This window comes from Simiaoa sp. (assembly GCF_051972595.1).
Lineage (GTDB): Bacteria > Bacillota > Clostridia > Lachnospirales > Lachnospiraceae > Acetatifactor > Acetatifactor hominis.
Genome location: NZ_JBOKRY010000030.1, coordinates 15,770 through 34,577 on the forward strand (window position 1 = coordinate 15,770; position 18,808 = coordinate 34,577).

16 protein-coding genes are annotated in these 18,808 nt (G+C 48.5%); 11 read left to right on the plus strand and 5 right to left on the minus strand.

Annotated features, from left to right (window positions below; genetic code table 11):
• Positions 1-579 precede the first annotated feature (579 nt).
• A complete protein-coding gene (locus ACTRDR_RS10660; protein ID WP_440527444.1) occupies positions 580-1,941 on the plus strand; it encodes an MATE family efflux transporter in 1,362 nt (453 codons plus the stop codon).
• A gap of 12 nt (positions 1,942-1,953) precedes the next feature.
• Here ACTRDR_RS10660 and ACTRDR_RS10665 read toward each other — a convergent pair whose 3' ends face one another.
• Positions 1,954-3,432 carry an alanine/glycine:cation symporter family protein gene (locus ACTRDR_RS10665; protein ID WP_440527446.1) on the minus strand — a complete coding sequence of 493 codons (1,479 nt, stop codon included), beginning with the start codon at positions 3,430-3,432 and terminating at the stop codon, positions 1,954-1,956.
• Positions 3,433-3,763: 331 nt separating this feature from the next.
• Between ACTRDR_RS10665 and ACTRDR_RS10670 the strand changes: the two genes are divergently transcribed.
• Complete coding sequence (locus ACTRDR_RS10670) at positions 3,764-4,753, plus strand: hypothetical protein (protein WP_440527447.1); 990 nt, start codon at positions 3,764-3,766, stop codon at positions 4,751-4,753.
• Here ACTRDR_RS10670 and ACTRDR_RS10675 read toward each other — a convergent pair.
• A complete protein-coding gene (locus tag ACTRDR_RS10675) occupies positions 4,701-5,549 on the minus strand; it encodes an AraC family transcriptional regulator (protein ID WP_440527449.1) in 849 nt (282 codons plus the stop codon). The two genes, ACTRDR_RS10670 and ACTRDR_RS10675, sit on opposite strands and share 53 nt — an antisense overlap.
• A gap of 386 nt (positions 5,550-5,935) precedes the next feature.
• Between ACTRDR_RS10675 and ACTRDR_RS10680 the strand changes: the two genes are divergently transcribed.
• On the plus strand, positions 5,936-6,862 hold the full coding sequence (locus ACTRDR_RS10680; RefSeq protein ID WP_440527451.1) for a helix-turn-helix transcriptional regulator: 927 nt from the start codon (positions 5,936-5,938) through the stop codon (positions 6,860-6,862).
• Here the strand turns inward: ACTRDR_RS10680 and ACTRDR_RS10685 are convergent.
• Together ACTRDR_RS10685 and ACTRDR_RS10690 are read right to left on the minus strand one after the other, a co-directional pair.
• Entirely contained in the window at positions 6,804-7,505 is a 702-nt protein-coding gene (locus tag ACTRDR_RS10685) for a response regulator (protein WP_262594879.1), read from the minus strand. The two genes, ACTRDR_RS10680 and ACTRDR_RS10685, sit on opposite strands and share 59 nt — an antisense overlap.
• A gap of 61 nt (positions 7,506-7,566) precedes the next feature.
• Positions 7,567-8,703, minus strand: a complete 1,137-nt coding sequence (locus ACTRDR_RS10690; RefSeq protein ID WP_440527453.1) for a sensor histidine kinase — start codon at positions 8,701-8,703, stop codon at positions 7,567-7,569.
• Between the two features lie 423 nt (positions 8,704-9,126).
• On the opposite strand from ACTRDR_RS10690, the gene ACTRDR_RS10695 reads away from it, so the two are divergent.
• The 4 genes from ACTRDR_RS10695 (at position 9,127) to ACTRDR_RS10710 (ending at position 13,367) form a co-directional block, all read left to right on the plus strand.
• Positions 9,127-9,819 carry a PrsW family glutamic-type intramembrane protease gene (locus tag ACTRDR_RS10695; protein ID WP_176862662.1) on the plus strand — a complete coding sequence of 231 codons (693 nt, stop codon included), beginning with the start codon at positions 9,127-9,129 and terminating at the stop codon, positions 9,817-9,819.
• Positions 9,820-9,928: 109 nt separating this feature from the next.
• Positions 9,929-11,464 (plus strand): DUF1538 domain-containing protein, encoded by a 1,536-nt coding sequence (locus ACTRDR_RS10700; protein ID WP_440527455.1) that lies wholly within the window; start codon positions 9,929-9,931, stop codon positions 11,462-11,464.
• Between the two features lie 11 nt (positions 11,465-11,475).
• A complete protein-coding gene (locus ACTRDR_RS10705) occupies positions 11,476-12,165 on the plus strand; it encodes a P-II family nitrogen regulator (RefSeq protein WP_176862666.1) in 690 nt (229 codons plus the stop codon).
• Positions 12,162-13,367, plus strand: coding sequence for an acyltransferase (locus ACTRDR_RS10710; protein ID WP_440527456.1), 1,206 nt, complete (start codon positions 12,162-12,164; stop codon positions 13,365-13,367). The genes ACTRDR_RS10705 and ACTRDR_RS10710 overlap by 4 nt, the downstream gene beginning before the upstream one ends.
• 57 nt (positions 13,368-13,424) lie before the next feature.
• Here ACTRDR_RS10710 and ACTRDR_RS10715 read toward each other — a convergent pair whose 3' ends face one another.
• Positions 13,425-14,324 carry a class I SAM-dependent methyltransferase gene (locus ACTRDR_RS10715; RefSeq protein WP_440527458.1) on the minus strand — a complete coding sequence of 300 codons (900 nt, stop codon included), beginning with the start codon at positions 14,322-14,324 and terminating at the stop codon, positions 13,425-13,427.
• Between the two features lie 544 nt (positions 14,325-14,868).
• Between ACTRDR_RS10715 and putP the strand changes: the two genes are divergently transcribed.
• From putP to rplD, 4 genes are all read left to right on the plus strand, one after another.
• Complete coding sequence (putP, locus tag ACTRDR_RS10720; RefSeq protein WP_440527460.1) at positions 14,869-16,404, plus strand: sodium/proline symporter PutP; 1,536 nt, start codon at positions 14,869-14,871, stop codon at positions 16,402-16,404.
• A 994-nt stretch (positions 16,405-17,398) separates the two neighbouring features.
• Positions 17,399-17,716 (plus strand): 30S ribosomal protein S10, encoded by a 318-nt coding sequence (gene rpsJ / locus ACTRDR_RS10725; protein WP_117465468.1) that lies wholly within the window; start codon positions 17,399-17,401, stop codon positions 17,714-17,716.
• Between the two features lie 149 nt (positions 17,717-17,865).
• Complete coding sequence (gene rplC / locus ACTRDR_RS10730) at positions 17,866-18,549, plus strand: 50S ribosomal protein L3 (protein WP_022154515.1); 684 nt, start codon at positions 17,866-17,868, stop codon at positions 18,547-18,549.
• 26 nt (positions 18,550-18,575) lie between these two features.
• A partial coding sequence (gene rplD / locus ACTRDR_RS10735) for a 50S ribosomal protein L4 (protein WP_440527463.1) occupies positions 18,576-18,808 on the plus strand: 233 nt, incomplete at its 3' end.

Here is an 18,808-nt window from a genome sequence, read left to right on the forward strand (position 1 = left end):
AAATCGTATATGAAATGATCATAGCATAAAGTCAGCGAGATTGCTTGCAGGCAATACAGACAATACAAAGCTTAAAAAATCCGGGATGGTTCATCTCCCGGATTTTTATTATTTAAGGTTAGAATGTTATGAAATACATGCATAAAGCTTGAAAAAAAGATTTGAATATGTATAATTGTCAAAGAAACACATGCGTAGGAAACAAAAAAGGAAATTAGGTATGTGTGCCGGCAGGGAAAACACATGCGTAGAAAGCGAAAAACAAAATCAGGTATGTATGCCGACAGGAAAAACACATGCGTAGGAAACAAAAAAGGAAATTAGGTATGTGTGCCAGCAGGAAAAACACATGCGTAGGAAACAAAAAAGGAAATTAGGCATGTGTGTCAGTAGAGAAAACACATGCGTAGGAAACAAAAAAGGGAATTAGGTATGTGTGCCGGCAGGGAAAACACATGCGTAGAAAGCGAAAAAAGAAATTAGGTATGTGTGCCGGCAGGGAAAACACATGCGTAGAAACTAAAAAAAGAAATCAGGTATGTAAGGAACAAAAATAAAACAGAAAATGTGAGGAATACCATGCAGATAACAGCAATGAAAAAAGACGATTTTTACAGGCAGATGTTCAAACTGACCATCCCGATCATTATACAGAATCTGCTCAGTGCAGCGGTGAATTCCGCGGATGTCATTATGTTAAACTATGTGGGACAGTCCGCAATATCCGCAGTATCCCTGGCGTCAAATTTTTCGAATGTCCTGTTTATGGTATATTACGGACTGGGGACGGGAGCCACTCTCTTGTGCGCCCAATATTATGGAAAGGGGAACCTGGAAGCAATTCATACGGTAGAGGGGATCACGCTTCGTTTCTCTATGGCGATCTCAGGTATTGTTGCGCTGATTGCATTTTTCCTTCCTCAGAAGATGATGCTTCTGTTTACTTCGGATGCGGAGCTGATCACCATCGGTGCTTCCTATCTGCGGATCATGGGAATCACATACCTGTGCTGGGGCATCACGGAAGTGTATCTTGCCATCCTGCGAAGCGTAGGTCGTGTGACGGTCAGTATGGCGTTGAATATGCTGGCTTTCGTATTGAATGTCATTCTGAATGCCACATTTATCTTCGGACTGTTCGGCATGCCGAAGCTGGGAGCTACCGGTGTCGCCATTGCCACAGCCCTGTCCCGACTGGTGGAACTGGTGGCATGCTTCATTGTATCTTTCTTGAGCAAAAATGTAAAACTGCATCCGAAGTACCTGTTTGTTCACAGTAAGGTGCTGACACAAGATTTCATGCGTCTGTCTCTGCCTGCACTGGGCAATGATGTGTCCTGGAGTGTGGCGTTTTCCATGTATTCCGTGATCCTGGGACATCTGGGAACAGATGCGGTAGCTGCTAATTCACTGGTTGTCGTAGTGCGCAATATCGGCACGGTATTCTGTTTTGCTATTGCCAGTGCAGGTGGCATATTGCTGGGAAATATTATGGGACAAGGCAATCTGGAGAAGTCGAAGAGTTACGCTTCCCGGATGTTGAAGATGACGGTCATCGCCGGAGCCATAGGCGGTCTGATCATACTGGCAATCACACCCTTTGTGTTACGGTTTGCTACATTGAATGACACTGCCATGCATTATCTGAAATATATGCTGCTTATCAATACTTATTATATTATGGGCGCTGCCGTGAATACGGCGCTGATCGCCGGAGTATTCCGTGCCGGCGGAGATACGAAGTTCGGACTGATCTGCGATACGATCGATATGTGGTGCTATGCGATCCCTCTGGGATTCTTCGCCGCATTTGTACTGAAGCTCCCGGTACTGTGGGTCTATTTCCTGTTATGCACCGATGAATTCGTCAAATGGCCCTGGGTCATTAAGCATTACCGCGAGGGCAAATGGGCGAAGAATATTACCAGAGAAGAAGTTTGATCCCAAGTTAAATTACATGGCTTTTTCCTGTTCTTCCTGAATCTCGGGGAAGACAGATAACATGGGCTTTACATCTTCTTTTTTAATGATACGTGCCACGTAATTTTTTGTGATCTTCATTACTACGGGAGACAGGGCTGTGACACCGATCAGGTTGGGGATCGCCATCAGACCGTTGAAGGTATCGGACAGATCCCAGGCAAGACCTAAGTTCATGGTGCAGCCGATGAAGATCATCAGTACGAATGCAATCTTGTAGACCATGGTGGATTTCGTACCAAATAAATATTCACATGCCTTGGATCCGTAGTGACTCCAGCCCAGTACAGTAGAGAAGGCGAACAGCAGGATCGCAATGGCGATGAAGGCGGGACCGAAGCTGCCGAATACGGTAGCAAAAGCCTGACCCACCAGAGCGGAACCGGACACATCCACCAGTACGGCACCGGTATCCAGGTCGATCAGTCCGGAGGACAGAACTGCGAAAGCTGTCAGTGTACATACGACCATGGTGTCAGCGAAGACTTCGAAGATGCCCCACATACCCTGACGTACGGGCTCTTTTACGTTGGAGCTGGAATGTACCATAACAGAAGAACCAAGACCGGCTTCGTTAGAGAACACACCACGCTTCATGCCCCAGGTCAGAGCCAGCTTCACTCCGGAGCCCACGATACCGCCGCCCACGGCGCGCAGCCCGAATGCACCTTTGAAAATAGCGGCGAACACGGCACCCACGTGACTGATATTTGCAAAAAAGATCACCAGTGCACCGATGACATAGGCAATCGCCATGAAAGGAACCAGCTTCTCAGTGACAGCTGCGATTCTTTTTAATCCGCCGACAATGACCAGCGCACCGATGATCACCAGAACAATGCCGGTGGCGGTAGCGGGAATGGAAAAGGCGGAGGTCATATTCGCCGCAATCGAATTGACCTGACTCATGTTGCCGATACCAAAGGAGGCTAACAGACAGAAAGCAGAGAACAGCACGGCCAGTACGGCACCGATCTGTTTGCAACCCTTATAGGAGCCGAGACCGTCCTTTAAGTAGTACATGGCACCACCACTCCACTCGCCTTTGGAGTTCCTACGGCGATAGTAGATGCCAAGTACATTTTCCGAGTAGTTCGTCATCATGCCGAAGAAAGCCACGACCCACATCCAGAAGATGGCACCGGGACCGCCAGCTACCAGTGCGCTTGCCACACCGACGATATTACCGGTACCGATCGTGGCAGCCAGTGCGGTGCACAGCGACTGGAACTGGGAAATGGACTGATCTCCGGCCTCCGTATGTTTCGTTACATGCTTATCGTGAAAGATGCCGCCCACCGTATTTTTGAACCAGTGTCCCAGATGGGATAACTGGAAAAATTTCGTCAGGATCGTCATCAGGATACCGGTACCTACCAGCAGTACCAGCATGGGGACACCCCATACGAAACCATTGATGGTGTTGTTCACATTGGTTATGAGCTCTACCATATACATTCTCCTCTCTGTTTTCAGGTAAAAGAAAAAGCGCAGACATCCGAAGATGTCCACGCTGACATAGTTACCTGATCTGTATTTCGTTTTTATTTTTTCCCAGTATAACATACGGAAAAAGATGCCGCAAGAGAAAATTTTTCTCAAAACACCCATTGGCCTAAAGCCAGCTTTAGGTATTACTACTGATATTATAAAGTGACAATATGCAAAAAGGTTGCAAAAGGGTATGCAAAAATCCGCAACGAAAGCAAAAAAACAAGAGTTTTGTACTATAAAGTTTCCCCGGGCTGTGTCGATATTATTCATATAGGAAAATACAGACACCATGGATGGAGAAAAAGCTACGGATGGCGGCCTTGAGAGAGGCAGCCATCCGCTTTTTGCGGAAGTAATCGCTGTCGGAGAGGGAGATATTATGGCAATTACAGGAATCAGCTATGGAAGGACTTTCGTGTATGAGACACAGAAGAGAGTGAATGAGGGAGTTTTGCAGAGTACGTCAGATGCGGAAAATCGTTTTGCGGAAAATCTGGAGGCTGCGGAGGAAAATGACAAGGCACTGGTGCCGGTGACGCGGGGGGTGCGGCTGAACCGTCGTATCGAAGGCAAGGATAAGGTGCCTTATGGGGAGATGGCGGAGAACGGTGTTATCGAATATGAAGGTGTGGTCTTTGTCTGTGACTATGATCATAACCGTCTGACTCTGGGGGATACTTCGAATGAGAAAAACTGTATCAACATTCCGCTGTCTGGCGGTGGAAACCTGCTGGTTAACCGGAATAACATCGATGCCCTGTCCAAGGCCATCGGTATGTTCAGCCCGGAGGATGTGAACCGGATCCTGCGTGCACTGGCACAGGATAAGAAGATCCGGGAGATGGAGAAAGAACTGGATGATATGGAGAACGGTGACAATGTAGACAGCAACGAGGAAACTTCGGAGACGCCCGATGCGGACAAAGCAGCGGAAACGGACCCGGCCGGAACCGCCGGAGAACCGGAAAAAGAGGATCTGAGTCTCATGGAGCAGATCCGCGAGAAAATGCAGGAGATCTACGACAAGCTTCAGAATGGCGATACAGAGACGAAAATCCGGATCGGCAATCAGGAATTCAGCATCAAAGAATGGGACAGTTTTCTGGAGAAGTTCGACAGCGTACAGGATGCAATCCGGGAGGCACTGGAAGAGAAAATCGAAAAACAGACGGAAGAACATTTCGAAGAGGAAGACTTAGAGGAGACTGCCGATAAGAAACCCGATGTCAATCAGGATTTTTCCGATATTCCCGAGGAGACTTTCCGTAAACTTTTTTGAACAGGTCCTTAAAATAGTTGCTGTCGTTGAAGCCGTATTCCAGAGCAATATCCGTGATGGAACTGTTGGTGGTAAGAAGCGCCGTCTGGGCGTGTTTGAGCCGTACATAGTTTAAATATTCCTTGAAGCCCATGCCAGTGAGCAATTTGAATTTCTTGCTGAAGTAAGTGGGGCTTAAGGAAGCCACGGAGGAGACTTCCTCCAGTGTCAGGGGCTTGCGGAAGTTGTTGTAAATGTATCTTGTGGCAAGCAGGATGTCCGCATCCCGGGAGTTCATCAGATCCGGTTCCTTCTCATTCATGACGGAATGGCGCATCAGCATGAGCAGAAGTTCTTCCAGATAGCAACGCTCAAAATGCTCGGAGTAGCGGTCGAACCGGGAATTCTCGGTGAGCATCCGGGTCAGCAGGGAGTGCAGCGCCTCCTGGTATACCGCGGGAACGCTGCCCATGAAGGAATGAAGGGCCGGCCGGTCGGTATCCTCGGCGGACAGATCTGACAGATGCAGATATTCTTCCTTGAAATAGATCATCACGATCTCGCAGACCTCTCCAGCGGAATACAGAGAGTGATGCAGTTCCCCCGGAGCAATGAAGACCAGATCTCCAGCTTCCATCTGATAGACTGTATCTTTTAACAGGAAACGGCAGCTGCCGGACCAGAGATAGAATATTTCATAAAAGCTGTGATAATGATCGGGCTGCAGGGGAGAAAAATCGCCTCTGCGGCCTTTTTCCACGACGATCCGGTCAATATCCTTTCTGCCGCGTCGGCCTTTTTTGGTTGTGATATCCATAGCTGCTCCTTCACTTTTTAAATCTACTGACATTGATACAGTCAGAATACCACAAAAAAACAGTATTTTCAACACAAACAAGCTATAAAAACAGCAGAAAATATAAATAAATTACGCTATTATAATAACTGAAAAAGGAACCCGCCTCTTTCAAAAATACTTTTCTCTCTATCCCCCTCGGTACACTCCCCCCTCGCCGAGGGGAATTTTTTGCGCAAAAATCACAGAAAACAGGTAGTCTCGTTACAATGGATTGCGCATTTTCCAAAGGATTGTTACCATAAGGGTACAGATCGGCCGGCATACGGTGCTAAAGCAAAGATGCTAAAGCAAAGGTGCTAAAGCACCTGAGAGTTTGCAGAGTACAGAAAGGTATAGGTATTTATATGGATAAGAAGAAAACGGGCAATCTGATCCGGGAAGCCAGACAATGCAAAAATTATACCCAGAGTGAACTGGGAAGGATGTTAGGGGTGACCAACAAAGCGGTATCCCGGTGGGAGAATGGAGAAAGTTTTCCGGATATCGGCGTATTGGAGTCCCTGTCCCATTTGTTGGAACTGCCGATTCAGGACATTGTGACCGGAGAGCGGGCGGGAGACCGGGAGGAGGCTGTGACGGAAGTCGTGAGACTGGCAAAGCTCCAGGAGCAGCGGAAACGTGAAAAGAGGATCCTGTATCTGATCGTGCTGGGGCTTTTGATCTATAACTGTGTCATCGGGATCTGTTTATTTTCCGGAAGAGGGTTGTTTGGGGGAAGAGATATTGCCTGCCAGGTGGCCGGAATCTCCATGGCGGGGACGCTGGCGATGCTGGGGCTTGTATACCGGTATTTCGGAAAGGAAGAGGATGTGAAAATGATTCCCTCCAGTCAATTAAGCAGAGGACTTGGAATAGCATCCCTTGCGATGCTATTGTGGAGTGTTGGAATCATGTATTTAAGCTTCGGAATGGTCCGGGCAGGAAGTGTTCCCCTTGGCATGGAACTCAGCTCCCTGGGACCGTTTTTGAACAATCAGCTTTGTGCGGGCTATGCCCTGAATGTAATATTTCTGGCAGTGGAAATGTACCGTCTGCTCATGGAGCGGACGGTACTGCATCCGGGATGTGTGATCTCACCGGCGGTCATCTATCTGGATTTCTTTTACATAGACATTCTGGGCCGGATGGATACCCTGGACAGCGTCTGGAAGGCACTGGACAGAGGGACGGTACTCATTTTGCTGGAGGCAGTGTCGGGAATTGTATTTCTGTTTATACCGTCCCACCGTTCTCGTTCTCACGCATCCGATAGCCCACACCAATCTCAGTGAAGACATACTGGGGCTGGGCAGGATTCTGTTCCAGCTTTCTGCGGATGTTCGCCATATTGACCCGGAGGATCTGATTATTATTGTCCATATAGGGACCCCAGATGGCATTCATGATGTAGCTGTAGGTCAGGACTCTGCCGGAATTTTCCGCTAAAAGTGTGAGCAGCTGGTATTCGATCTGGGTCAGGTGCACCTCTTCGCCCCGCAGGCGGATCAGTCGTTTTTCGAAATCAATCTCCAGATCCAGTGCCTTATACACATGACCGGGAGCCTGGGCGTGGCTGTGCCGCAGAGAAGTGCGGATCCTTGCCATGAGCTCGCCGGTGCCGAAGGGCTTCGTGATATAATCGTCCGCGCCCAGATCCAGAGCGGAGACCTTCTCCTGCTCCTTGGTGCGGGCAGATATGATGATCACGGGAACATCGCTCCAGGAACGGAGCTTCTGTAATACCTCCAGTCCGTCCATGTCCGGCAGCCCTAAGTCTAACAGGATCACGTTAGGGCAGAAAGAAGTGCTGAGACTGAGTCCCTCTCTGCCGTTTAAGGCATGCATGATCTTGTAGCCTTCCCGGTCCATGGTAGCGGTAATGAAATTACTGATACTTCTATCATCTTCAATTAAGAGAACTTTGATCTTATTCATATCTGAGATCCATATCCTTTCCGGTATTTTCAACAGTTCTGTCTTATGTGGCTGAGTATACTTATTTTTCCGTAGCGCTAGCTCCCGCCTTGGGAAGTGTGAAACAGAATTCCGCGCCATCCGCATGATTCCTGCCACTCAGCGTTCCGTGATGGGCGGTGATGATGGTCTTGCAGATGGACAGACCGATACCCATGCCCTTGCGGGAATCCGAACTCCGGGAATTGTTGTAGGTGCCCGTCTCGAACAGATTCTGTAATTTTTCTTCCGACAATCCTTTTCCGTAGTCTCTCACAATAAAAGAGACATGCTCCGGATGATCTTCCACGATGAAATCAATGGGCAGGATGCTTCCGGAATGAACGATGGCGTTTTCCAGCAGATTGATGGTGACTTGCTCGATCAGCACCGCATCCATGGGGATCATCAGAAATTCCTCGGGGATCTTGACCCGGATGGCGGCATCGGGATAGCGCTTTTTCAGCTTTTCCAAAGCTTCTCCCACCACTTCCTCCACCGGTTCCTCTGTGGTATTGATGCTTAAGCTGTCTCCCTGGATACGAGTGACGGACAGCAGATTTTCCACCATATTCAACAGCCAGTTGGAATCATCGTAGATATTGGTCATGATCGTACGCTGCTCGGTGGAGCTTAGATCGTTCTGACTTTCCAGAAACAGGGAGCTGTTGCCGATGATGCCGGTGAGCGGCGTGCGCAGATCGTGGGAGATGGCGCGCAGTAGATTCGCACGCATCTTTTCCATTTCGGCCTCTGCCAACCGCTTTTCCCGCTCTGCGATCATCTCGGACTGGATGGTCATGTGGGAGGTCATGGTACACAGGATCAGAGTGATCCCGCTCATCAGCAGGAAGGTGATAGGATAGCCGGTCAGTGTGAAATTCAGCTTATAATACGGATAGGTGAACAGATAATTGATCGCTATTACGGAAAAAAGGGTGCAGGCAATGCCGTAGCCGTAGCCCACCGTCCATCTGGCGATGATCACCAGTGCCAGAATGTAGAACAGTGCTACATTGGCATGGTTGTCCGGGACAATATGCTGATATAAAAAAGAGGCAAGTGTGGCGCACAGCATGCAGGCAGCACAGATCAGGATACTGATGGCGTGCCTGGTAAAGGGTGGTTTTAAGCGGAAGCTTTTCCGCGGTGATTTTTTATCGGAAAATGATCGGAACACGGTGTGATCCTCCATGAAATATTGTTAGTTGTTTTGTAAATTTATTATAACTATAGTACCATTACTTTGCAATGCAAGGTGTAAAGAAGTAGTTAAGGATATATGAAAGCCGGAATATTTTCCCCTAAAGCTGTGACAAAAGGCAGGCAGGTATCCTCCGGAAAAGCTAAGACACAAAAAATAGGAACATATACTTTCGTTAGGTTGACATCAGGAAAAACATTAGATTAATATGTAGTTATACTACGAAGAACGCAGAATCGTGAATGCTGCGGCTCGGTCTGGCAAAAGCGCTGCATGGAACTGGTGGGCATTACCGCAAAACAGATTCAGGAAGCAGACAGGACGGAGATTCTGACGGATAAAAAGTGGCGGCGGTCCTGAAAGGGCGGACCGTCTATGTGGACAGGAGAGGAGTAGGTTATGTTTCTGACAGGATTGGCACTATTGCCGGCCATCGCACTGGTGGTATGGATCTATAGACAGGATAAGGTGGAGAAGGAGCCGAGGGGATTATTGCGGAAAATATTCCTGTTTGGTGTATTGTCTGTGATCCCCGCCATGATACTGGAGATCATTCTGGATGAAGTATTTCTGGTATTTATGGATGCAGATACGCTGTGCTACGTGATCCTGGATAATTTTATCGGGGTGGCACTGATCGAGGAACTTTGCAAGATGCAGGCGGCCAAATGGGCGGCATGGAAGCATCCGGCATTTAATTATAAATTCGATGCCATCGTGTACTGCGTGACTTCGGCATTAGGATTTGCAGCCATTGAAAATGTTCTGTATTGTCTGGGCGGTGACATTGGGACGGCAGTGACCAGAGCCCTGTTGTCCGTGCCTTCCCATGCCATCGATGGCGTGATCATGGGATATTTCTTCGGTGTGGCGAAGGAGGCAGAACTTGCAGGCGATAAAAAACGCAGGAAACGCTACCTGAAGCTCAGCGTGTTCATGCCGATGATCGAACACGGTATCTATGATTCCGCATTGTCTCTGGATGCGGACTGGATCTTCGTTTTCTTTTTCCTGTTTGTGATCGTGGTGGATGCCTGGGCCTATAAATTTGTGAAAAAGCAGTCTGGGCAGGACCGGGAGCTGTCTGCATAAAGATTGCGTTAAGAACCCGTGAAAATTTTATAAATTCACGAAAAACGGTAGGATCGGGTCTTTGCTTCATGTTAAGATAAAGAAAACATAAAGAAAGGAAAGACCAATATTGAAGTTATTGAATCCAAAGATCCGGCAAAAATTTGCAGAATCCTTGAAGGCGGTCCTGCCGGTGGTAGGGATCGTGATCGTATTAAGCTTTACCATAGCCCCCATTACCTCCAGTATCCTGCTGTGCTTCCTGGTGGGAGCGGTGATGGTCATGGCCGGTATGATGTTTTTTACTCTGGGTGCGGAGATGTCTATGACCCCCATGGGAGAAAAAGTGGGTGCCAGAATGACCCAGAGTAAAAATATTCTGCTGATCGTAGTGTTATCTTTTCTGTTGGGAGTGGTGATCACCATTTCTGAGCCTGACTTACAGGTGCTGGCGACACAGGTGCCTTCGGTGCCGAACATGACGCTGATTTTGGCAGTCGCGGTGGGGGTTGGAATCTTCCTGGTCATTGCCCTTCTGCGTATGCTGATCGGTGTGGCGCTGCCGCCGCTGTTAACCTTTTTCTACATAGTAGTGTTCGTTCTTGCATTTCTCGTACCGGAGAACTTCCGGGCAGTGGCGTTTGATTCCGGAGGTGTGACCACGGGACCCATGACAGTTCCTTTTATCATGGCTCTTGGTGTCGGTATTGCGTCTATCCGTAATGACCACCATGCGGCGGACGACAGCTTCGGTCTGGTAGCACTTTGCTCCATCGGCCCAATCCTGGCGGTCATGGTGCTGGGGCTGATCTATAAGCCGACCAATGCGGATTACCAGCCGGTGGCGATCCCGGAGATCTCTGATTCCGTGGAACTGGCGCAGCTTTTTGCCCATGGACTGCCAGATTATATGAAAGAGATCGCACTCTCATTACTTCCCATTGTATTGTTTTTTGGTCTGTTCCAGATATTTGCCCTGCGGCTGTCGGGGAAGACGCTGGCGAAGATCCTGATCGGTCTGGTGTATACTTATATCGGTCTGGTACTGTTCCTGACCGGCGCAAATGTGGGCTTTATGCCTGCCGGTAATTACCTCGGTCAGGTCATGGCAGCCAGATCCTACAGGTGGGTACTGGTGCCGGTGGGAGCACTGATCGGTTACTTTATCGTAAAAGCGGAGCCCGCGGTCTATGTACTGAATCATCAGGTAGAGGAGCTGACGGACGGCGCCATTTCGGCCCGCTCTATGGGCGTGAGCCTTTCCGTTGGTGTCTCCTTATCCGTAGCACTGGCGATGATCCGAGTGCTGACGGGGATCCCGATTCTATGGTTTTTGATCCCGGGCTACGGTGTGGCAATCGGACTATCCTTTTTTGTACCGAAGATATTCACAGCGATCGCCTTCGACTCCGGCGGCGTGGCGAGCGGTCCCATGACAGCAACCTTTTTACTGCCGTTAGCGCAGGGTGCCTGTGTGGCGGTGGGCGGCAATTTAGTTGCAGATGCCTTCGGTGTGGTGGCAATGGTAGCCATGACACCGCTGATCACGATCCAGATATTGGGAATGGTATATCAGTTAAAGCAGTCAAAGAGCGGTGCAGGCATATTTGCCGGTGCGGCGGATGCATTTGGTGCTTTGGATGAGAATGCCATCATTGAACTGTAGGAGGTGTGCCCATGAGTGAATTATATATGATGGTCACCATCACCAATCGTCAGCTGACGAGGAAATTCGTGGAATGCTATAAAGAAAACGGCGCACAGGTCGGCAGTGTTACCGTCGGCATGGGAACCGCGGCGAATGAGATATTAGATTATTTCGGACTGGACGGCATGGAGAAGAGCGTATTGTTTCATCTCGTCACAGATGCTGCCTGGCGGCAGATCAAGCCTGCTCTGCGTAAGAAAATGCAGATCGATCTCCCGGGAATGGGAATTGCATTTATCATTCCCGTGAGCAGTGTCGGTGGCAAGAAAGCATTGAATTACCTGACCTGTGGGCAGGAATTCGTAAAAGGAGAGGAGTCCACATTGAAAGAGACGAAGAATGAGCTTCTGGTAGTGATAGCCAATCATGGATATACGGAACTGGTCATGGATGCAGCGAGAGAAGTACATGCGGCGGGCGGTACAGTCATCCATGCCAAGGGCACCGGAACAGAGAATGCACAGCAGTTTTTGGGCGTGACACTGGTGCCGGAAAAAGAAATGTTGTTCATTGTGGTAAAAAGTGAGCAGAAAAATTCCATCATGCGTGCTATAATGGAAAAAGCAGGACTGGAGAGTAAGGCGAAAAGCATCGTATTCTCCCTTCCTGTGACTGATACTGCAGGCATGCGCCTGATGGAGGAGATGGAAGAGACATGACAAAAGGCTTATCCGGGCCGAGAAAGCAGTTCCTGGACGTGCTCCGGGTACTGGCAACCTGTGCAGTGGTGCTGATGCACGTACTGACAGGTGCGACAGACGTGACAGACGCGTCAATAGTGCCGGAATACCGGTCATTATTGTTGTCAGTTATGGATCTGGTGACCTGGTGTGTTCCTATATTTTTATTGATCTCGGGATATTTGTTCCTGAATCCGGAACGCACATTGACTTATCCGGTCATGGTTAAAAAATATTGCAGGAGGATTGCATTGGCGATCCTCCTATTCGGCGTTCCGTATGCAGCGTCCGAGCTGGTGGTGGCGGAGAAAAGCTTCCGGGTCATGATGATCCCGGAGGCACTGAAGATGACCCTGACGGGACATACCTGGTCCCATATGTGGTATCTGTATCTGATATTGTTTTTGTATCTGATCACACCACTTCTGAAAAAAGTGCTGCAGATTCTGCCGGTGTGGAGTGTTGTAGCAGTTATGACAGTGATCTTCTTAGGAAGCAGTGTGGCACCGTTTCTGAATAAGGTACTGGATAGTAACAGTATTCCGGTATTGCCGGATGGCGGTGTGTATTTCCTGTATTATCTTTGTGGATATCTTTTCGCTGTGAGAGAAGTACGTGTGGACAAGGGAAGGAACGTAGGCGGTCAGATGGTGAAGCCCGGAAGTGGTAGAAGAGCCGGAGACAATACGGAATGGGACGGAGAAACACAAAACGTGGAAAGTCAGGCATGGAATGTGTGGCTGATAGCTGCGGCAGTGCTGATAATGGGAATGATCCTCAGCAGGATCCTCGCCGGATTCTCCATCCAGATGGCATACAATTATCCGTTTACAGTATTGCTTGCAGTACTTTTGTTCGCAGCAGGATGGAAAGGGGGACGGGACGGTGCGGATTCTACTGCCCGGGAGAAGGACAGAACACACCGGATCCCCTGGCAGGAGGCGGGAGCCTTGAGCTTCGCCGTATACCTGGTACATCCGGTCTACGTGAACCTGCTGTATAAATTCGTGAAGATCACACCCTTTACAGTGTTGGAACAATGCGGTGTGCAGTCTGTTGCCGCAGGACATGCGGTATTGATTTTGTTGCTGGCTGTATTCTGTCTGGTAGTGCTGGCACTGGCAACGGCGACCGCCTGGGTGTTGCGCAAGATTCCGGTGTTAAGAAAATATGTGTTGTAGAAGAAAGGAGCCTCACGAGGGGGCTCCTTTTTGCGTTGTGCTCGTTATGCGTATCATTTAGTCACGCTGCCAGCGTCCGGAAGCGCCGCAGGGCAGTACCAGACCGCTCTCGGTGACGGGCAGGCCGATCTCTCCGGCTTCCACATGACCGCCGAATTTTTTCGTCAGGGTGGAATTCATCATATAGGACAGCACGGCGGGCTGCAATCCGGTGGTGTAGGAATTGATTAGGAAGAACAGCGCATCATCGGATAAAAGCTGTGCGGTCAGTCCTACGAAATCCCAGATATTATCTTCTATTTTCCAGATCTCGCCCTTGGGACCTCTGCCATAGGAAGGGGGATCCATGATGATGCCGTCGTATTTGTTGCCACGGCGGATCTCACGCTCTACGAACTTCATACAGTCGTCTACCAGCCAGCGGATAGGTGCATCGGCAAGTCCGCTGGCAGCAGCGTTCTCCTTCGCCCAGCCGACCATACCCTTGGATGCATCCACATGGGTCACAGCAGCTCCCGCAGCCGCGGCGGATACAGTAGCACCGCCGGTGTAAGCGAAGAGGTTCAGCACCTTCACGGGTCTGCCTGCCTCATGGATCAGGCCGGAGAACCAGTCCCAGTTCACAGCCTGCTCCGGGAACAGACCGGTATGCTTGAAGCTGAAGGGCTTCAGATGGAAGGTCAGAGGATCAGCCTTACCGGAGGCTTCCTTCTGAAAAGGCAGGGTGTAATGGATCGCCCATTCATCCGGCAGATGGAAGAATTCCCATTCTCCGCCGCCCTTGGCACTTCTGTGGTAATGACCGTTTTTCTGTTTCCATCCCTTATGATCGTGGGGCGTCTTCCAGATGACCTGGGGATCCGGACGCACCAGAATATAATCTCCCCAACGCTCTAACTTTTCTCCACTGGACGTATCCAGCACTTCGTAATCTTTCCAATTATCTGCAATCCACATATAGAAACCTTTCTGTGTGTATATTTGTAACTAACTTTTATTAGGACATAATAAGATATCGGGGTCAAAAGCCCCCGACTTTGATGCCTACGGATTGCTTCGTGCTACGCACTCTCACAATCCAATCCAATATTCGCATATCGTGGGATTATCATCCCACTTTTATGCTCATATCGGGGCGGGTCCTAAGGTCTTTCACCCACCCATGAGCAAGCTCATGTGGGCTTAGACCTTTTGACCCTGGCATCATCATAATATAATACCAGCAAGACTTTTTCAAGGAATACTTGCAGAGAGAGGTTAGATGCTTGAAGAACTGAACGACTTTAAAGGTGGAATGACGGAAAACCACGCCAATGTGCAGCGTTTTGCATATGAATAACATTTGATTTTAGTTATAAAGTGATATATCAAATTAAACTTTCGCGCATTACAGCGATAGCAAACTAATTTGTTGACGATAAGCCATTTCTTGTATATAATAAATCGTATCACTGTATACAATTAAGAAAATGTACAAGAAGAAAAATTTGAGGAGGCTATTATGACAGGAAATACGCTGGGATGGGTAATTGTGGCATTTGTGCTGTATTTACTCATGATGATCGCTATCGGAGCGTTCTATGCAAAGGGAAACAACAATTCCGAAGATTACTTTTTAGGAGGCAGAAAGCTGAACGGCTTCGTCGCTGCATTGTCCGCGCAGGCATCGGATATGAGCGGATGGCTGCTAATGGGACTGCCGGGAGCTATTTACTTAACCGGTGTCGGAGGTGACGGCTGGATCGCCATCGGACTTTTCATCGGCACGACGTTAAACTGGCTGTTCATTGCCACAAAGCTGCGCAGATATACGATCCGCGCCAATAACTCTGTGACACTGCCTACTTATTTTGAAAACAGATTCCATGATGAGAAGAAGGTATTGATGACTGTTTCTTCTATTACTATTGTAGTATTTTTCCTGGTATATTGTGCATCTGCACTTTCTGCCGGCGGTCAGCTGTTTGAGTCTGTGTTCGGTATTGATTATCATGTAGCATTGACCATCGGTGCACTGGTAGTGTTGGTATATACCTTCCTCGGTGGATTTACCGCGGTATGTGTGACAGATTTTATCCAGGGCATGCTGATGTTGGTCGGTATTCTGGCAGTACCTTTATTTGCTTATCATTTTATGACAAGCGGCGATGCTACATTGTCAGCCGGTCTGGAAGCCAGCGGTGCCGACAGTGCTAATTTCCTGAATCTGATGAAGAACGGTGATGGCAGCAACAATATCATTAGCGTGATCTCCGGTCTCGGTTGGGGACTGGGATATTTCGGTATGCCCCACATCCTGGTGAGATTTATGGCAGTCCGGGATGAGAAGGAAATGACCAAGTCCAAGGCTACAGCCATCAGCTGGGTAGCATTATCCCTGGGATTTGCTGTGTTTATCGGTATCCTGGGCAGAGCTTATCTGCCGGAGCTGGTGAATGGCAATAATGAGAAGGTATTTATCGAGATGATCAAGAAGGTATTTACCGTGGAGATGCGGGCTCCGTTCATTGCAGGATTGTTCCTCTGTGGTATCCTGGCAGCGATCATGTCCACGGCGGATTCCCAACTGTTAGTTAGTGCCTCCAGCGTAGCGGAAGATATCTTCAAGGGACTGCTCAAAAAGGATGCGGATGACAAGACCGTTATGAATGTCAGCCGTGTCACGGTACTGGTAGTAGCTGTGCTGGCTTACATCATCGCATGGAATCCGAACAACACCGTCATGGGACTGGTGTCCAACGCGTGGGCAGGTTTAGGTGCCGCATTCGGTCCGCTGGTAGTGATGTCCTTATATTGGAAGAGAACCAATTTCCCCGGAGCGGTAGCCGGGATTGTCACGGGAGCACTTGCCGTTATCATCTGGGATTACATTCCTCTCATGGGGGGACAGACCCTGGGCAAAGCTACCGGATTATATTCCCTGGTAGTTGGTTTCGGGCTGGGACTTATCGCTATCATTGCAGTCAGCCTCGCTACCAAGTCTCCTTCAGAAGAAATGCTGCAGGAGTTCGAGGATGTGAAGGCAAACCGGCTGTAACAGACTGTTGATGAAATAAATATTGACAGACAAAAATACTGATGGACAGCGAAGATATCTGCCTGTCAGTATTTTTATGTATTTGTGCGTACGAGGGTGTAGAGGTCGGATTCAAGCTATCTGTACCCTGAAGAAATCGGACCAGCGGGGCGTAGCAAAAGATTTTGCCAGAATAAGCCCCGGGGATCTCGGACCAGCGGGGCGCAACAAAAGATTTTGCCAGAATAAGCCCTGGGGATCTCGGATCAGTGGGGCTTAGCAAGAGATTTTGTCGGAATAAGCCCCAGCGATTTCGGATCAGCGGGGCGCAGCAAAAGATTTTGCCAGAATAAGCCCCGGGGATCTCGGACCAGCGGGGCGTAGCAAGAGATTTTGTCGGAATAAGCCCCGGTGATCTCGGACCAGCGGGGCGTAGCAAGAGATTTTGTCGGAATAAGCCCCGGGGATCTTGGACCAGCGGGGCGCAACAAGAGATTTTGTCAGAATAAGCCCCGGCGGCATCTGAGAGCATCCAGGGGACGGTTTCATTTATTAAAAAATAATGGGCGATATTATATTGGGCTATATTATATATTATATATTATATATTTAAGAAGAAACTCACAAAAATACAGTGGCAAACCTATGCAAAACAACAAAAATAAATTGTTTTGAAAAAAATACAATTTTTTGAAAAAAAGTCTTGCAATGCCCATAAATTCAATGTATACTAATCCTTGCTGTGGCATGATAGCTGTGAAGCGTGAGGTTGCCGATTCCCAGTAATGGAGATCGGGTTTTCCGTGGAGCGAATGTCAAGTTAGAAAACTGACGGCAAGTCACTGTACCAATTAACATCTGCCTTGAGCAGTAACAACGTGTAAGTTTATGACCGGAGAGAAGAAAGCGTTGCACAAAGGTCGCAGACACACACGGGAAAGTGTACAGTCACCGCTTGTCCGTACAAAAAGTAAGTATTAACTTACAAAAGTGCGAAAAGGAGGCGACTTTTTTTATGGCAAATCAGGTAATGAGAATTACATTGAAAGCTTATGAACATCAGCTTGTTGATGCATCTGCCAAAAAAATCATCGAAACTGTTAAGAAGACCGGAGCTCAGGTGAGTGGTCCCGTGCCTCTTCCTACCAAGAAGGAAGTTGTTACCATTCTGAGAGCAGTACACAAGTACAAGGACTCCAGAGAACAGTTCGAGCAGAGAACTCACAAGAGACTGATCGACATCATGGCTCCTACTCAGAAGACTGTTGATGCTCTTCAGAGACTGGAAATGCCTGCCGGTGTTTACATCGACATCAAGATGAAGAACAACTAATAAGTTTTTCAAAGTAAAGCCAAACAACAAAACCTCTACTTAGACGTAAGAACACAGGGCGATTGATTCGCCGGGGAAATACGCTGTGCGTATTTCTAAGTGTTTCATAGAAACACTTTGGTCCGCTATGTAGAACACAGGAGGTAAAAATGAAGAAAGCAATTTTGACAACAAAAGTTGGAATGACCCAGATCTTCAATGAAGATGGCGTGCTCGTTCCCGTAACCGTGCTTCAGGCTGGTCCCTGCGTGGTTACTCAGGTAAAGACCGTGGAGAATGACGGCTACAGTGCTGTACAGGTAGGCTTCGTTGACAAGAAGGATAAGGTTGTTAACAAGGATGCCAGCGGCAAGAAGCAGATCGTACACAGACATGGTGTTAACAAAGCAGAGCAGGGCCACTTCAAGAAGGCTGGCGTAAGCTCCAAGAGATATGTAAGAGAGTTCAAGTTTGAGAACGCTGAGGAGTACACCCTTGGTGCAGAGATCAAAGCTGACATCTTCGCTGCAGGCGATAAGGTAGACGCTTCCGCAATCTCCAAAGGTAAGGGCTTCCAGGGCGCAATCAAGAGATTTGGACAGCACAGAGGACCTATGGCTCATGGTTCCAAGTTCCATCGTCATCAGGGTTCCAATGGTGCATGTTCCTCCCCTAGCCGTGTATTCAAGGGCAAGGGAATGCCTGGACATATGGGTTGTGTAAAGGTAACTGTTCAGAATCTTGAGGTCGTAAGAGTAGATGCTGAGAAGAATCTGCTTCTGGTAAAGGGCGCAGTTCCCGGACCTAAGAAAGCTTTAGTAACCATCAAAGAGACCGTTAAGGTTGAGGCATAGTTTAGGACGAAAGGAGGACCAATCAGATGGCAAACGTATCTGTTTACAATATGGAAGGCAAAGAAGTTGGTACAATCGAATTAAACGATGCAGTGTTTGGTGTTGAAGTGAACGAGCACCTGGTACACATGGCAGTTGTACAGCAGCTTGCAAATAATCGTCAGGGAACTCAGAAAGCAAAGACCCGTTCTGAGGTATCCGGTGGCGGAAGAAAGCCCTGGAGACAGAAGGGAACCGGTCATGCAAGACAGGGTTCAAC

What these genes read in the sequence shown, in the direction of transcription:
- ACTRDR_RS10670 (WP_440527447.1), top strand. Translation starts at nt 3,764, where the DNA reads ATGGATGGAGAAAAAGCTACGGATGGCGGCCTTGAGAGAGGCAGCCAT.
- ACTRDR_RS10680 (WP_440527451.1), top strand. Translation starts at nt 5,936, where the DNA reads ATGGATAAGAAGAAAACGGGCAATCTGATCCGGGAAGCCAGACAATGC.
- ACTRDR_RS10715 (WP_440527458.1), bottom strand. Translation starts at nt 14,324, where the DNA reads ATGTGGATTGCAGATAATTGGAAAGATTACGAAGTGCTGGATACGTCC.
- ACTRDR_RS10705 (WP_176862666.1), top strand. Translation starts at nt 11,476, where the DNA reads ATGAGTGAATTATATATGATGGTCACCATCACCAATCGTCAGCTGACG.
- ACTRDR_RS10675 (WP_440527449.1), bottom strand. Translation starts at nt 5,549, where the DNA reads ATGGATATCACAACCAAAAAAGGCCGACGCGGCAGAAAGGATATTGAC.
- putP (WP_440527460.1), top strand. Translation starts at nt 14,869, where the DNA reads ATGACAGGAAATACGCTGGGATGGGTAATTGTGGCATTTGTGCTGTAT.
- ACTRDR_RS10660 (WP_440527444.1), top strand. Translation starts at nt 580, where the DNA reads ATGCAGATAACAGCAATGAAAAAAGACGATTTTTACAGGCAGATGTTC.
- rpsJ (WP_117465468.1), top strand. Translation starts at nt 17,399, where the DNA reads ATGGCAAATCAGGTAATGAGAATTACATTGAAAGCTTATGAACATCAG.
- ACTRDR_RS10685 (WP_262594879.1), bottom strand. Translation starts at nt 7,505, where the DNA reads ATGAATAAGATCAAAGTTCTCTTAATTGAAGATGATAGAAGTATCAGT.
- rplC (WP_022154515.1), top strand. Translation starts at nt 17,866, where the DNA reads ATGAAGAAAGCAATTTTGACAACAAAAGTTGGAATGACCCAGATCTTC.
- ACTRDR_RS10695 (WP_176862662.1), top strand. Translation starts at nt 9,127, where the DNA reads ATGTTTCTGACAGGATTGGCACTATTGCCGGCCATCGCACTGGTGGTA.
- ACTRDR_RS10665 (WP_440527446.1), bottom strand. Translation starts at nt 3,432, where the DNA reads ATGGTAGAGCTCATAACCAATGTGAACAACACCATCAATGGTTTCGTA.
- ACTRDR_RS10710 (WP_440527456.1), top strand. Translation starts at nt 12,162, where the DNA reads ATGACAAAAGGCTTATCCGGGCCGAGAAAGCAGTTCCTGGACGTGCTC.